13 protein-coding genes are annotated in these 14,867 nt (G+C 54.9%); all 13 read left to right on the plus strand.

The genetic code is table 11. The features are described from left to right. The first annotated feature begins 9 nt into the window (after window positions 1–9). The 13 genes from AB8846_RS17400 (at window position 10) to AB8846_RS17460 (ending at window position 14,856) form a co-directional block, all read left to right on the plus strand. Entirely contained in the window at window positions 10–2,388 is a 2,379-nt protein-coding gene (locus tag AB8846_RS17400) for a DMSO/selenate family reductase complex A subunit (RefSeq protein ID WP_370733263.1), read from the plus strand. Continuing rightward, window positions 2,385–3,014 (plus strand): DMSO/selenate family reductase complex B subunit, encoded by a 630-nt coding sequence (locus AB8846_RS17405; RefSeq protein WP_120157703.1) that lies wholly within the window; start codon window positions 2,385–2,387, stop codon window positions 3,012–3,014. Before AB8846_RS17400 ends, AB8846_RS17405 begins: the two co-directional genes overlap by 4 nt. After that, window positions 3,007–3,795, plus strand: a complete 789-nt coding sequence (locus AB8846_RS17410; protein ID WP_370733264.1) for a dimethyl sulfoxide reductase anchor subunit family protein — start codon at window positions 3,007–3,009, stop codon at window positions 3,793–3,795. Before AB8846_RS17405 ends, AB8846_RS17410 begins: the two co-directional genes overlap by 8 nt. Then, window positions 3,795–4,670, plus strand: a complete 876-nt coding sequence (locus AB8846_RS17415) for a 4Fe-4S binding protein (protein WP_370733265.1) — start codon at window positions 3,795–3,797, stop codon at window positions 4,668–4,670. The genes AB8846_RS17410 and AB8846_RS17415 overlap by 1 nt, the downstream gene beginning before the upstream one ends. Window positions 4,671–4,791: 121 nt before the next feature. Next, window positions 4,792–5,223 carry a nucleoside-diphosphate kinase gene (gene ndk / locus AB8846_RS17420; protein WP_003860625.1) on the plus strand — a complete coding sequence of 144 codons (432 nt, stop codon included), beginning with the start codon at window positions 4,792–4,794 and terminating at the stop codon, window positions 5,221–5,223. A gap of 169 nt (window positions 5,224–5,392) precedes the next feature. After that, the gene (locus AB8846_RS17425) at window positions 5,393–6,559 is read left to right on the plus strand and encodes a bifunctional tRNA (adenosine(37)-C2)-methyltransferase TrmG/ribosomal RNA large subunit methyltransferase RlmN (protein WP_063143426.1); all 1,167 of its coding nucleotides are present in this window, start codon (window positions 5,393–5,395) and stop codon (window positions 6,557–6,559) included. A 293-nt stretch (window positions 6,560–6,852) separates the two neighbouring features. Next, window positions 6,853–7,866, plus strand: coding sequence for a cytoskeleton protein RodZ (gene rodZ, locus AB8846_RS17430; protein ID WP_063143427.1), 1,014 nt, complete (start codon window positions 6,853–6,855; stop codon window positions 7,864–7,866). Window positions 7,867–7,892: 26 nt separating this feature from the next. Next, on the plus strand, window positions 7,893–9,011 hold the full coding sequence (gene ispG / locus AB8846_RS17435; protein ID WP_023308814.1) for a flavodoxin-dependent (E)-4-hydroxy-3-methylbut-2-enyl-diphosphate synthase: 1,119 nt from the start codon (window positions 7,893–7,895) through the stop codon (window positions 9,009–9,011). Between the two features lie 80 nt (window positions 9,012–9,091). Continuing rightward, complete coding sequence (hisS, locus tag AB8846_RS17440; RefSeq protein ID WP_023333028.1) at window positions 9,092–10,366, plus strand: histidine--tRNA ligase; 1,275 nt, start codon at window positions 9,092–9,094, stop codon at window positions 10,364–10,366. A gap of 13 nt (window positions 10,367–10,379) precedes the next feature. Further along, a complete protein-coding gene (locus tag AB8846_RS17445) occupies window positions 10,380–11,000 on the plus strand; it encodes a YfgM family protein (protein ID WP_370733266.1) in 621 nt (206 codons plus the stop codon). Between the two features lie 10 nt (window positions 11,001–11,010). Beyond that, on the plus strand, window positions 11,011–12,189 hold the full coding sequence (gene bamB, locus AB8846_RS17450) for an outer membrane protein assembly factor BamB (RefSeq protein ID WP_063143429.1): 1,179 nt from the start codon (window positions 11,011–11,013) through the stop codon (window positions 12,187–12,189). Window positions 12,190–12,301: 112 nt separating this feature from the next. Beyond that, entirely contained in the window at window positions 12,302–13,774 is a 1,473-nt protein-coding gene (gene der, locus AB8846_RS17455; RefSeq protein ID WP_023308811.1) for a ribosome biogenesis GTPase Der, read from the plus strand. Window positions 13,775–14,370: 596 nt separating this feature from the next. Next, on the plus strand, window positions 14,371–14,856 hold the full coding sequence (locus AB8846_RS17460; RefSeq protein WP_370733267.1) for a hypothetical protein: 486 nt from the start codon (window positions 14,371–14,373) through the stop codon (window positions 14,854–14,856). Window positions 14,857–14,867 lie beyond the last annotated feature (11 nt).

The following is a 14,867-nucleotide window of genomic DNA, read 5'->3' on the forward strand; positions in this document are numbered from 1 at the left end:
GAACGAACAATGAAGAAAAATAAGAAACTGAGAGAGAGTCTTAATCCGGCTCTCTCCCGGCGTCACTTTATTCAGGCCGGGTCCGCACTTGCCGCCCTGCCGTTTGTGGTGAAAGCCGGCAAAGCAGAGGCGACAGCTTCGCCGGCTGCGATGAATGCTCCAGAAGAAAACGTCATTCAAACCTGCAGCACCTTTGACTGCGGGGGAAAGTGCGATATTCGGGCGCACGTTAGCGACGGTGTGGTAACGCGAATCTCCACGCGTCCGGATAATGAACTGGATCCTAAAATGCCGGTGATGCGTGCTTGTGTTCGTGGGCGCGCATACAGAAAATTTGTTTATCATCCAGACCGGTTGAAATATCCAATGAAACGCGTAGGAAAACGTGGCGAAGGAAAGTTCGAACGTATTTCCTGGGATGAAGCCACCACGCTTATTGCCAGTCAATTAAAAACCATTACGCAAAAATACGGCGCCGCATCGCGTTATGTGCATGTTGGCACTGCAGTTTCTGGGGGAACTTTCTCCGGCGATAAAATGGTCCGTCGCCTGCTTAATTTAACGGGTGGGTATCTCGAAAGCTATCACTCGGTCAGCATGGGCAACACGGCTGCAGCAACGCCGTATACCTACGGCACCGCCGCCAGCGGCAGCTCGCTGGACACGCTGCTGGACACTAAGCTGGTTATCCTCTGGGGGCATAACCCCACTGAGACGATCTTTGGTCACAGTAACTATTTCTTCCAGAAGATGAAGCAAAACGGCACCCGCTTTATCGTTGTCGATCCGCGCTATTCGGACACGGTGTCATCGCTGGCCGACCAGTGGATCCCGCTGCTCCCGACGACCGATAACGCGCTGATGGATGCGATGATGTACGTGATCGTTACGGAAAATCTGCACGATCGCGAGTTTATTCAGCGCTATACCCTGGGCTTTGACGAAGACGCCATGCCGGAAGGGGTTCCGGCTAATGAATCCCTGATGGCTTATCTGACCGGCGCAAAAGATGGCATGGCGAAAACGCCAGAGTGGGCAGAGAAAATCACCCATGTGCCTGCGCAGACCATCCGCCAGCTGGCGCGGGACTACGCAACCACCAAACCCGCCGCGCTGATCCAGGGCTGGGGTCCACAGCGTCATAACTGCGGCGAGCGCACCGCGCGTGGCTCGACGTTGCTGGCCACGCTGACGGGTAATGTCGGGGTGAAAGGCGGCTGGGCGGCAGGCTATGGCGGCTGCGCTAACCGAAAATTCGCTACCGGGCCGGAGATGCCGGATAACCCGGTCAAAGCCAAAATTTCGGTAATGAACTGGGTGCAGGCGGCTGACGATGCCACCAGGGTGACGGCAGAGGACGGCCTGAAAGAGGCAGAGAAGCTGGACAGCAATATTCGCATCCTGTTCTCGCTGGCGGGTAATTATCTGGCTAACCAAAACCCGGATCTTCATCAGGCCACCCGTGTCCTGGAAGGCGAGTCGAAAATCGAGTTTATCGTCGCAAGCGATCTGTTCATGACGCCGAGCGCTAAATATGCCGATCTACTGTTACCGGAAACCAGCTTTATGGAGCGCTGGAATATCGGCGAAACCTGGGGTACCGCAAGCTATCTGATCCTGTCTGAAAAGCTGATTGAACCTGAATTCGAACGCCGTTCGGATTACGACTGGCTGCGTGAGGTTGCTGCAAAGCTCGGCATTGAGCCTGCGTTCAGCGAGGGTCGTGACGAAAAAGGGTGGATTGAACACATCTGGGAGCAGACGCGGCTGTCCATGCCGGAGGAAAACCTGCCGGACTTCGTGACGCTCCAGAAGACGCGTCAGCATCTTTTCAAAAGCGAGCCGTTCGTCGCCTTTGAAGACAACATCCGCGATCCGCAAAAACATCCGTTCCCGACGCCGTCCGGGAAAATTGAGATCTTCTCTAAGCGTCTGTACGACATGCATCACCCGGAAATTCCGGCGCTGTCGCACTACGTACCCGCCCATGAAGGGCCGGAGGACGCGCTGGCGAAAACCTTCCCGCTCCAGCTGATTACCTGGAAAGGGAAAAATCGCGCTAACTCTACCCAGTACGCCAACCCCTGGCTGGTTGAAGCCCAGCAGCAAAAGCTGTGGATCAATCCTCAGGACGCGCAACAGCGCGGCATTGGGCAAGGGGATATCGTGCGTATTCATAACGCGCGCGGCATTTGTGAGATCCCGGCGGAGGTTACGCCGCGCATCATTCCAGGCGTTGTGGCCATGCAGGCAGGCGCCTGGTGGCAGCCTGACGACCGGGGTATTGATAAAGGTGGCTGTGCGAACGTGCTCAGTTCAGCCCGTATTACCGCGCTGGCGAAAGGGAATTCACATCAAACCATGCTGGTGGAGGTAGCTAAAGCATGAGTCAGTTTAAACACTATGCGCCGGTGAGCGACAAACAGCTGGGCTTCTATATCGACTCTTCACGCTGCTCGGGCTGCAAAGCTTGTCAGGTGGCGTGCAAAGATAAAAATAATCTTGAAGTCGGACGTCGTTTCCGCCGCGTGTACGAAGTCAACGGCGGGAATTTCATCCCAACCGGGCAGGGCGGCGTCAGCAATAACGTTTTTGCCTACACGCTCTCTATTTCCTGTAACCACTGCGCGGACCCGATCTGCACCAAAAATTGTCCGACCACTGCAATGCACAAGCGTCCGGGCGACGGCATCGTGCGCGTCGATACGGATAAATGCGTCGGTTGCGGCTACTGTGCCTGGTCCTGCCCTTACGGCGCGCCGCAGCTCAACGAGCAGACCGGACAGATGTCGAAATGCGATTTCTGTGTGGATCTGCAGGCAAAGGGGGAACCACCGGTATGCGTGGCAACCTGTCCGCTGGAGGCAATCAAATTCGGTCCGATAGATGAACTTCGGGCGAAATACGGTGCGGTCTGTGACGTGAAAGGGCTGCCTGATTCTTCCCTCACAAAACCAAACCTGGTGATCAAGGCGCATCAGGGCGCAGAGAAAGAGGAGAAGCGTCATGCATGAGTTACCGCTGCTGATATTTACGCTGTTCCTGCAGGGCTCGGTTGGCGTGACGCTCTGGCTGGCATTCGGGGGTGAACATGCTTCACCGCGCAGCGCGCTGCTGCCTTCTGTCGGGGCGTTTATGCTGGCGTGCCTCGGGCTGCTCGCCTCGGCGCTGCACATAGGGTATCCGCTCAATGCCCTGAACGCGCTGCGTCATGTTTCCAGCTCCTGGCTGAGCCGTGAAATTGTCTTTGCCAGCCTTTATCTCGGATCGCTTGGCCTTGCGATTTTGCTGTTGTTTGCGAAAAAGCCAGGAGGGAGGCTGCTTTTGGCTGTGGCGGGCCTTGTCGGGCTGGTGGATGTGTTCTGCATGGCGCAGATTTACATGCATACGTCCGTGGTGACCTGGCAACACATTAATACGCTGGTGCTGTTTATCGGCTCGGTGGGAATTATCGGTTCAGCCTGCATGGCCGTTGTGACGCGTTCTCAAACTGCCCTGCGCGCGGCGGTGGTCATTATCACGCTGCTGGTCCTCGTGCGTCTGGTGATGCAGCAAGTCTGGCTGGCAGACCTGGCTGCCGTGGACAATACCGTGGTGACTTTCCCTCACGCTCCGCTACAGATGCTGGCGCAACTGCGCACCGTGCATCTGCTGAGCTGGTGCGTTTCCGTTGCGGGTATGCTGTGCTTTGCTGCGGGCGGTCTGAAAGCGGCACGCGGCCCGGTGCTGCTGGGAAGCGCGTTGCTGATTGTGGGTGAGCTGATGCTGCGCTTCATTTTCTTCAGTATTGGCTGATGGGTGGATTAACGTTTGCCCCGGCGATGGACGTGACGCATGCGTGCGTCCGTCGCCGTTTTCGCCGCGCTGCCTGCTGCGCCTGTGCGGACGCTTGTCCTGCGCAGGTTTTTTCTTTTACGGACAAGGGCGTTTCGGTTGATGAGAGCCGCTGTATTGAATGCGGTGACTGCCTGTTTGTTTGTCCCACCGAGGCCATTATCGGTATCGCGCCGCGAAAACGCTTTCTGCGTGAGGATATTCTTGTTGGGCCTTTTACTGAACGTGCACCAGGGGTAAATGAGCTGCTTCTATGGCATGCGCAATACCACGTTCGTTTTATCAGTATCGAGGCGGAGCAGCACCCTGAATGGATGCTGGCGCTTGCCCGGCTTCATCTTGTGCTCCGACGCCGCGGTGAAAGGTCCTGGACGTTTAAGCCTGTCCCGAACGATGAGGTTAATATTGCCCGCCGTGCGCTTATGCACGTTCCACGGGAAGATGTGAGAGGGTGCACCGTAATGCCCGGTCAGCGAGAGCTGCGGAGGGCATTCTCAGGCTTCAGCGAGTCAGATATCGTCCTCAAGATCGGGAAGTGCGTACTGTGCGGGGCATGCTGGCGAAGCTGTACGGAAAACGCGATTCGTTTCGAGAACGGCGTGCTGGTCGTGGAAACCGGACGCTGTACCGGCTGTGGAGGGTGCGAAGCGGTATGCCAGCATGACGCGATAAGCGTGACGCATAGGGAAGGGATAGCGAAAAGCACCGTCACTCCAGCATTTGAAGCAGTTTGCCAGACGTGTCACCGTCATTTCTGGTCGTTTACGTCTGATGAAAAGCACTGCCCGCTCTGTTTACGCCATCGTTACGGTATGCGAAATTCGACCTGTTGCTAATCTTCGTCTCATTTTAAAAAAATGTTATGCAGAACCATAGGCAATGGCGCTATTGCTCATTATAATCCGCGCCACACCATACTCAGGTATGCAAAACAACAGAACATTGACAGAGGTTATCATGGCTATTGAACGTACTTTTTCCATCATCAAACCAAACGCGGTGGCAAAAAACGTTATTGGCAGCATCTTCGCTCGCTTTGAATCTGCAGGGTTCAAAATTGTTGGCACCAAAATGCTGCACCTGACCGTTGAGCAGGCTCGCGGCTTCTACGCTGAGCACGAAGGTCGCCCATTCTTTGACGGCCTGGTTGAGTTCATGACCTCCGGTCCAATCGTGGTATCCGTGCTGGAAGGCGAAAACGCAGTACAGCGTCACCGCGATCTGCTGGGCGCAACCAACCCGGACAACGCGCTGGCAGGTACTCTGCGCGCTGACTATGCGGACAGCTTCACCGAGAACGGTACCCACGGTTCTGACTCTGTTGAATCTGCTGCACGCGAAATCGCTTTCTTCTTCGCTGAAGGCGAAGTGTGTCCACGTACCCGTTAATTTAACGGTTTCGTTTACACATTATTTTCGTAAATGCCGCGTCCAGACGTGGCATCCCTGCGCCAGACTTTGTACAATGCAACGCCCCGGACGAGCAGACTGCTTTCCGGGGCGTTTCTATTCAACCCTCCATGGGCCATAACGTGTAACAACGAGGCCGGAAAATATTATGTCTGAACTAGTGAATACCTCCGAAGTCGCCATTCCTGCGGTTCCCACTAAAAATGGAAAAATCAACCTGCTGGATCTGAACCGTCAGCAGATGCGCGAGTTCTTTAAAGAGATGGGCGAAAAGCCGTTTCGTGCCGATCAGGTCATGAAGTGGATGTACCATTACTGCAGCGACAATTTTGATGACATGACTGACATCAACAAGGTCCTGCGCAACAAGCTCAAAGAAGTGGCTGAAATCCGCGCACCGGAAGTGGTGGAAGAGCAGCGCTCCGCAGATGGCACCATCAAATGGGCGATTGCGGTCGGCGATCAGCGCGTTGAAACCGTCTACATCCCGGAAGAAGACCGCGCCACGCTGTGCGTCTCCTCTCAGGTAGGCTGTGCGCTGGAGTGCAAATTCTGCTCAACCGCGCAGCAAGGCTTTAACCGTAACCTGCGCGTGTCAGAAATTATCGGCCAGGTCTGGCGTGCCGCGAAAATCGTGGGCGCGGCAAAAGTGACCGGTACGCGTCCTATCACCAACGTGGTGATGATGGGGATGGGTGAGCCGCTGCTGAACCTGACCAACGTGGTTCCGGCGATGGAAATCATGCTGGATGACTTCGGTTTTGGTCTGTCCAAGCGTCGCGTCACGCTGTCTACCTCTGGCGTTGTGCCTGCGCTGGACAAGCTTGGCGACATGATTGACGTTGCGCTGGCGATCTCCCTGCATGCACCAAACGACGAAATTCGTGACGAAATTGTGCCGATCAACAAAAAGTACAATATCGAAACCTTCCTCGCTGCGGTGCGTCGCTATCTGGAGAAATCCAACGCCAACCAGGGCCGCGTGACCATCGAGTACGTGATGCTTGACCACGTCAACGACGGTACTGAACATGCGCATCAGCTGGCTGAACTGCTGAAAGATACGCCATGCAAAATCAACCTGATCCCATGGAACCCGTTCCCGGGCGCGCCGTATGGCCGTAGCTCGAACAGCCGTATCGACCGTTTCTCCAAGGTGCTGATGGAGTATGGTTTCACCACCATCGTGCGTAAAACCCGTGGTGATGACATTGATGCAGCATGCGGACAGCTGGCAGGTGATGTCATTGACCGTACCAAACGTACCCTGCGTAAACGCATGCAGGGCGAGACGATCGCGGTTAAAGCTGTTTGATTATTATGCACTCGCGGCGCATTATCTGCGCCGTGTAGCATAACCTTACTGAATAATCAGTCAGATTCGTGATGACTGATCAATAATTACGGTGCGTTTCATTCGACTTTCGGGCAGTATGTAACGACGTAACAACAGTTTAGCCGTACGGGCAGGGCTGTACTGTCATCTCCGGGCTGACAGTCTTATACTCTCTGTTCAAGGTTAACTGACCAGAAGTTTCGCGGTGCGGGTGGCATTGTGACTCACCGGCACCTGAACCCTTATTTTTCACGTACCAGTAGTTGTAGCGAATGAATACTGAAGCCACTCACGACCAACATGAAGCACTCTCCACTGGCGTTCGTCTTCGCAACGCCCGTGAACAACTCGGACTCAGCCAGCAAGCCGTTGCGGAACGCTTGTGCCTGAAGGTTTCCACGGTTCGCGATATTGAAGAAGATAAGGCACCTGCCGATCTGGCTTCAACTTTCCTGCGCGGTTATATCCGCTCTTACGCAAAACTGGTGCATATCCCCGAAAACGAATTACTGCCAATGATGGAGAAGCAGGCCCCGGTCCGTGCAGCAAAAGTTGCGCCGATGCAGACCTTCTCCCTGGGGAAACGTCGTAAAAAACGTGATGGCTGGCTGATGAGCTTTACCTGGCTGGTGCTGTTTGTGGTGATCGGTCTGACCGGTGCATGGTGGTGGCAAAACCACAAGGCGCAGCAGGAAGAGATCACCACCATGGCCGATCAGTCCTCCGCTGAACTCAACCAGGCCGGAAGTGAGAACGGCCAGAGCGTGCCGTTGAATACCGACGGTGCAGCTTCTTCCAGCGAACCGCAGACCGCAGCGCCAGACGCGTCGGCGACCGGTGCAGCACAGGCCCCGGCAGCAACGGCTAACACCGCTGCGCCGCAGGCTCAGGATCAAAACGCGGTTGTTGCCCCTTCTCAAGCGAATGTTGATACTGCGGCGAACGCACCTGCGGCTACTCAGCCTGCAGACAATAGCGCAGCCTCTCTGCCAACCAGCCCGGCGGGTACCGCCACAGCAGCCGATCCCAACGCGCTGGTGATGAACTTCAGCGCCGACTGCTGGCTGGAAGTGACTGACGCAACAGGTAAAAAACTGTTCAGCGGCCTGCAGCGTAAAGATGGCACGTTAAACCTAACTGGCCAGGCTCCCTATAAACTTAAAATCGGCGCTCCGGCAGCGGTACAGATCCAGTATCAAGGAAAACCTGTCGACCTGAGCCGCTTTATCAGAACTAACCAGGTTGCACGTCTTACCGTTAATGCCGAACAATCAGCAGCACAGTAACAGACGGGCAACGCGGGAGATTTTTCATGCATAACCAGGCTCCGATTCAACGTAGAAAATCGAAACGGATTTACGTTGGGAATGTGCCAATCGGCGATGGTGCACCTATCGCCGTTCAGTCGATGACCAACACGCGCACCACCGATGTGGAAGCGACGGTCAATCAAATCAAAGCATTAGAACGTGTAGGCGCGGATATTGTTCGCGTCTCCGTCCCAACCATGGATGCCGCTGAGGCGTTCAAGCTGATCAAACAGCAGGTCAGCGTTCCGCTGGTGGCTGACATCCACTTCGACTACCGTATCGCACTGAAAGTGGCCGAATACGGCGTCGATTGCCTGCGCATTAACCCGGGCAACATCGGTAACGAAGAGCGTATCCGCATGGTAGTGGACTGCGCCCGCGATAAAAATATTCCTATCCGTATCGGCGTTAACGCTGGTTCACTGGAAAAAGACCTCCAGGAAAAATACGGCGAGCCAACGCCGCAGGCGCTGCTCGAATCCGCGATGCGCCACGTTGATCATCTCGATCGTCTCAACTTCGATCAGTTCAAAGTCAGCGTAAAAGCGTCCGACGTATTTCTCGCGGTTGAATCTTATCGCCTGCTGGCAAAGCAGATCGATCAGCCTCTGCATCTCGGGATCACCGAAGCGGGCGGCCTGCGCAGCGGCTCTGTAAAATCCGCGATCGGTCTGGGGCTGCTGCTCTCTGAAGGGATCGGTGACACCCTGCGCGTCTCGCTGGCGGCCGATCCGGTCGAAGAGATCAAAGTCGGTTTCGATATCCTGAAATCACTGCGTATTCGCGCGCGTGGGATCAACTTCATTGCCTGCCCAACCTGCTCACGTCAGGAGTTTGATGTGATCGGGACGGTGAATGCCCTGGAGCAACGTCTGGAAGACATTATCACCCCGATGGACGTCTCCATCATCGGCTGCGTGGTAAACGGTCCGGGTGAAGCACTGGTGTCAACCCTGGGCGTCACCGGCGGTAACAAGAAAAGTGGTCTCTATGAAGATGGCGTTCGTAAAGATCGTCTGGATAATAGCGACATGATCGACCAGCTTGAAGCCCGCATCCGCGCCAAAGCCGCCATGATGGACGAAACACAGCGTATCAGCGTTCAGCAGGTTGAAAAATAACGTGATGGGAAGCGTGCCGCTTCCCATGTATGATTGAACCCATTCTTTGGGTTTTTTTTGTATATAGAAAGAGAATAAACGTGGCAAAAAACATTCAAGCCATCCGCGGCATGAACGATTATCTGCCTGGCGAAACCGCCATCTGGCAGCGCATTGAAGGCACGCTGAAGCAGGTGCTCGGCAGCTACGGTTACAGCGAAATCCGTTTGCCGATTGTAGAGCAGACCCCGTTATTCAAACGCGCGATTGGTGAAGTCACCGACGTGGTTGAAAAAGAGATGTACACCTTTGAGGACCGCAACGGCGACAGCCTGACCCTGCGTCCGGAAGGTACGGCGGGCTGCGTACGCGCCGGCATCGAACATGGTCTTCTGTACAATCAGGAGCAGCGCCTGTGGTATATCGGCCCGATGTTCCGCCACGAACGTCCTCAGAAAGGGCGTTATCGCCAGTTCAATCAGCTGGGTGTGGAAGTCTTTGGCCTGCAGGGCCCGGACATCGACGCTGAACTGATTATGCTGACCGCCCGCTGGTGGCGCGCCCTCGGTATCGCCGATCACGTTTCCCTTGAGCTGAACTCTATTGGTTCTCTGGAAGCACGCGCTAATTACCGCGATGCGCTGGTTGCGTTCCTGGAACAGCATAAAGAGAAGCTGGACGAAGACTGCAAACGTCGTATGTACAGTAACCCGCTGCGCGTACTGGATTCCAAAAACGCGGACGTTCAGGCACTGCTGAACGATGCGCCTGCGCTGGGTGACTACCTGGATGAAGAATCTCGCGAACACTTCGCTGGCCTCTGCAAGCTGCTTGAAGCGGCAGGTATCGCTTATACCGTGAACCAGCGCCTGGTGCGCGGTCTGGACTACTACAACCGTACCGTGTTTGAGTGGGTGACCTCCAGCCTCGGCTCTCAGGGTACCGTATGTGCGGGCGGCCGTTATGACGGTCTGGTTGAGCAACTTGGCGGTCGCGCTGCGCCTGCTGTTGGCTTCGCAATGGGCCTTGAGCGACTTGTTTTGCTGGTTCAGGCAGTTAATCCGGAATTTAAAGCAGAATCCGTTGTCGATATATACCTGGTGGCCTCAGGCGCGGAAACGCAGTCTGCGGCGATGCAGCTTGCCGAACGCGTGCGCGATGCGCTGCCGGGCGTTAAGCTGATGACCAACCATGGCGGCGGCAACTTCAAAAAACAGTTTGCTCGTGCCGATAAGTGGGGCGCAAGTATTGCACTGGTGCTGGGCGAGTCCGAAGTGGCTAACGGCGAAGTGGTGGTGAAGGACCTGCGCTCTGGTGAGCAGACAACGGTAACGCAGGACGGCGTTGCGGCGCACTTGCGCACTCTATTGGGCTAAGGAGAAGGACTGCGTGGAAATTTACGAGAACGAACACGATCAGGTCGACGCGATTAAACGCTTCTTTGTTGAAAACGGCAAAGCGCTGGTTGTTGGGGTTATTTTAGGTGTCGGTGCGCTGATGGGCTGGCGTTACTGGAACAGTCATCAGGCGGATTCCGCGCGCGGCGCGTCACTGTCCTATGAAACTACCGTTAGCGCAATTCGTGCCGATCAGCCGCAAACGCTGGCTGCGGCAGAAAAATTTGCGGCTGACAACAAAAACACCTACGGTGCACTGGCTGCGCTGGAAGTGGCTCAGCAGTACGTTGATAAGAACGAACTGGATAAAGCCGCTGCTCAGCTCTCTCAGGGCCTTGCTGCGGCCAGCGATGAGAACCTGAAAGCGGTGATCAATCTGCGCCTGGCTCGTATTCAGGTTCAGCAGAAGAAAGTTGACGATGCGCTGAAAACGCTCGATACCATCAAAGGCGAAGGTTTTGCTGCCATCGTTGCCGATCTGCGCGGTGAAGCACTGCTGAGCAAAGGTGACAAAGCGGGCGCGCGTAAAGCGTGGCAAGCTGGCGTAGAGAGCAATGCCTCACCTGCGCTGAGCGAAATGATGCAGATGAAAATAAATAATTTGTCCGTCTGAGAGGGACCCGATGCAATTGCGTAAATTACTTCTGCCAGGACTGCTTTCTGTTACGTTATTGAGTGGTTGTTCACTGTTCAGTGGCGAAGAAGACGTTGTGAAAATGTCCCCACTGCCGACGGTTGAAAACCAGTTTACCCCATCCACCGCGTGGGATGTCTCCGTGGGCAATGGGATTGGTGATTTCTATTCCAACCTTCATCCGGCGTATGCAGACAGCGTTGTTTATGCCGCTGACCGTAAAGGTACCGTGAAAGCGGTGAACGCCGATGACGGGAAAGAAGTCTGGTCCGTTAACCTGGCGGAAAAAGACGGCTGGTTCTCCCGTAAACCTGCACTGCTGTCTGGCGGTCTGACCGTCGCCGGTGGTCATGTTTACGTGGGCAGCGAAAAAGCGCAGGTTTATGCGCTGAACAGCAGCGACGGCTCCATTGCCTGGCAAACAACCGTGGCGGGTGAATCCCTGTCTCGTCCGGTGGTGAGCGACGGCCTGGTGCTGATTCATACCAGCAACGGCCAGCTGCAGGCGCTGAACGAAGCGGACGGTCTGGTGAAATGGACCGTTAACCTGGATATGCCTGCGCTCTCTCTGCGCGGCGAATCCGCGCCGGCTACCGCATTTGGTGCTGCCATTGTGGGCGGCGACAACGGTCGCGTGAGCGCAGTGCTGATGCAGCAGGGCCAGATGATCTGGCAGCAGCGTATCTCTCAGGCCACTGGCTCAACGGAAATTGATCGTCTGAGCGACGTAGACACAACGCCGGTCATCGTTAACGGTGTGGTTTACACGCTGGCCTATAACGGCAACCTGACCGCGCTGGATCTGCGCAGCGGCCAGATCATGTGGAAACGTGAGCTGGGTTCTGTGAACGATTTCGTCGTTGAAGGTAACCGCATCTATATGGTTGACCAGAACGACCGTCTGCTGGCGCTGAGCACCGAAGGCGGCGTGACGCTGTGGACGCAAAGCGATCTGCTGCACCGTCTGCTGACTTCACCAGCGCTGTACAACGGTAGCCTGGTAGTCGGTGACAGCGAAGGGTATATGCACTGGATCGATCCGGATAACGGCCGCTTTGTTGCACAGCAAAAAGTCGACAGCTCTGGTTTCCTGACCGATCCGGTTGTGGCCGACGGCAAACTGCTGATTCAGGCAAAAGACGGCACGCTGTACGCGATCACGCGTTAATTACCCGGCGGTTGTAGTATACTAAACGGCTCCTGTTCACTCAGGAGCCGTTTTGACATTTTTAAAAACGCCGCAAAAGCGACGTTATTTTGAATTTTATGAGGCTTCAAACATGGTACCTGTGGTCGCGCTTGTCGGGCGCCCTAACGTTGGAAAATCCACTCTTTTTAACCGTTTAACACGCACCCGTGATGCGCTGGTTGCGGATTTCCCGGGGCTGACGCGTGACCGTAAGTACGGTCGTGCAGAGGTGGAAGGACGCGAGTTCATCTGTATTGATACCGGTGGTATTGACGGCACAGAAGACGGCGTTGAAACCCGCATGGCGGAACAGTCGCTGCTGGCGATTGAAGAAGCGGATGTGGTGCTGTTTATGGTGGATGCGCGCGCTGGCCTGATGCCGGCGGACTCCGCTATTGCCAAACACCTGCGTTCACGCGAAAAGCCGACCTTCCTGGTGGCGAACAAAACTGACGGTATCGATGCCGATCAGGCCGTCGCGGATTTCTGGTCTCTCGGCCTGGGTGAAATCTACCCGATTGCGGCATCGCATGGCCGCGGCGTCACCAGCCTGCTGGAAACCGTTCTGCTGCCGTGGGTTGACGAAGTGAACCCGCCGGAAGAAGTAGACGAAGACGCTGAATACTGGGCGCAGTTCGAAGACGGAGAAGAGGGCGAAGAAGAGCCTGAAGACGACTTCAACCCGCAGGATCTGCCGATCAAGCTGGCTATCGTGGGTCGTCCAAACGTAGGTAAGTCTACGCTTACTAACCGTATTCTGGGTGAAGAGCGCGTGGTCGTTTACGACATGCCGGGCACCACCCGTGACAGTATCTACATTCCTATGCAGCGCGATGAACGCGAGTATGTTCTCATCGACACCGCCGGGGTGCGTAAGCGCGGGAAAATCACCGATGTGGTGGAAAAATTCTCCGTTATCAAAACCCTGCAGGCGATCGAAGATGCCAACGTTGTGCTGCTGGTCATCGACGCGCGTGAAGGTATCTCCGATCAGGACCTCTCTCTGCTCGGCTTTATCCTCAATAGTGGGCGCTCACTGGTTATCGTGGTCAACAAGTGGGATGGCCTGAGCAATGAAGTGCGCGAGCAGGTGAAAGAGACCCTCGACTTCCGTCTGGGCTTTATCGACTTTGCCCGCGTGCACTTTATCTCTGCGTTGCACGGCAGCGGCGTCGGTAACCTGTTTGAATCCGTACGTGAAGCGTACGACAGCTCCACCCGTCGTCAGAGCACCGCGATGCTGACGCGCATCATGAATATGGCTGCAGAAGACCATCAGCCGCCGCTGGTGCGTGGCCGTCGCGTGAAGCTGAAATATGCCCACGCCGGTGGTTATAACCCGCCAATCGTGGTGATCCACGGCAACCAGGTAAAAGACCTGCCGGATTCCTACAAGCGCTATCTGATGAACTACTTCCGTAAATCGCTGGACGTGATGGGCACGCCTATCCGTATCCAGTTCAAGGAAGGGGAAAACCCGTTTGCCAACAAGCGCAACACCCTGACGCCAAACCAGATGCGTAAGCGTAAGCGCTTGATTAAGCACATTAAGAAAAGCAAATAACTTTCATCAGGCCGCACCAAGTTTGATGCATTACCGAAACCCGCTAACCATGCGGGTTTTTTTGTCTGAGATAGCATAACGAATCGCGGCCATCTTCGATGGTTTCGGGAGTTGCATGTCCGGCATGTATGGAATGAACTGCACGCCCTGGCTGACGGTCAGGGGCCGGTACTATTGTGCTGCGAGATGGCCGTTAAGTTATGCCATCGCTAACTCATCGCCAAATGGGGCCGCCGCTAATTCAACGTGCTTGTAAATGAATATGTTCCGATGGCAATCGGGCAGAAAGAAATCCCTTAATTTAAGTTAGCCCGTTAAAACAGGAGCTATTTTTATTTCGTGGTTATAACGAAAGACGCGGTGGAGGCGCGCTGCGGCAGCGGTACGCCGCAATCACTGCAAGAGGATACTTAATAGCGTAAAGGGTAATTCAATTACCGTTGGAAATCACATATCAATATTCACGGTAATTATTTATTGTCAGGAAATTATTTGATTATTCGATATGAACCAAAAATGCTGAATAAAAATGATAAACCCTTATCCGTAGTAGAATTATTTGAATTTTTAATTAAATGGAATTAAAGGGGATTTACATGAATAAGCAATATACCAATAAATTAACGCCAGAAATATTAGCAGGGCTTGAAGCGTCGCCATTTACAGCGGAAGAAATTGCCGCAATGGACGATGGAGCACGCGCGATAATCGTAGAGGGAAGGGAACTGGAACGGAAACATCCTGTGAAAGCTATCTGGCGAATAGCAACGGAAGGGAGCATCACCCGCCGTGGGGGGATTGTTGCCCCGGTGGAACGTGAATCAAAACTGCTGCTGGACAATGGCCGCTACGTCAGTATAGCCACCACCGGGGATATCGTTACCTATCCTGACGGCAGCACGGCAGCCATAGTCACCAGCGCCGGAAAGGCCAGCATGTGGAAGGGGGTTGGCGTTGCGCTGGTGGGCAGCGTGCTTGATAACGGCGACGAAATTATCAGTACCCCACAAGGCCATACATACCTGGTCACGCGTGAAGGGACTGTATCCGGGGCGGATTTTCTGACAGTTACGGGAGCGTAACGCATGGGATA

The organism is Enterobacter sp. KB-221C9, from assembly GCF_041320715.1.
In the GTDB taxonomy this organism is placed as follows: domain Bacteria; phylum Pseudomonadota; class Gammaproteobacteria; order Enterobacterales; family Enterobacteriaceae; genus Enterobacter; species Enterobacter asburiae_D.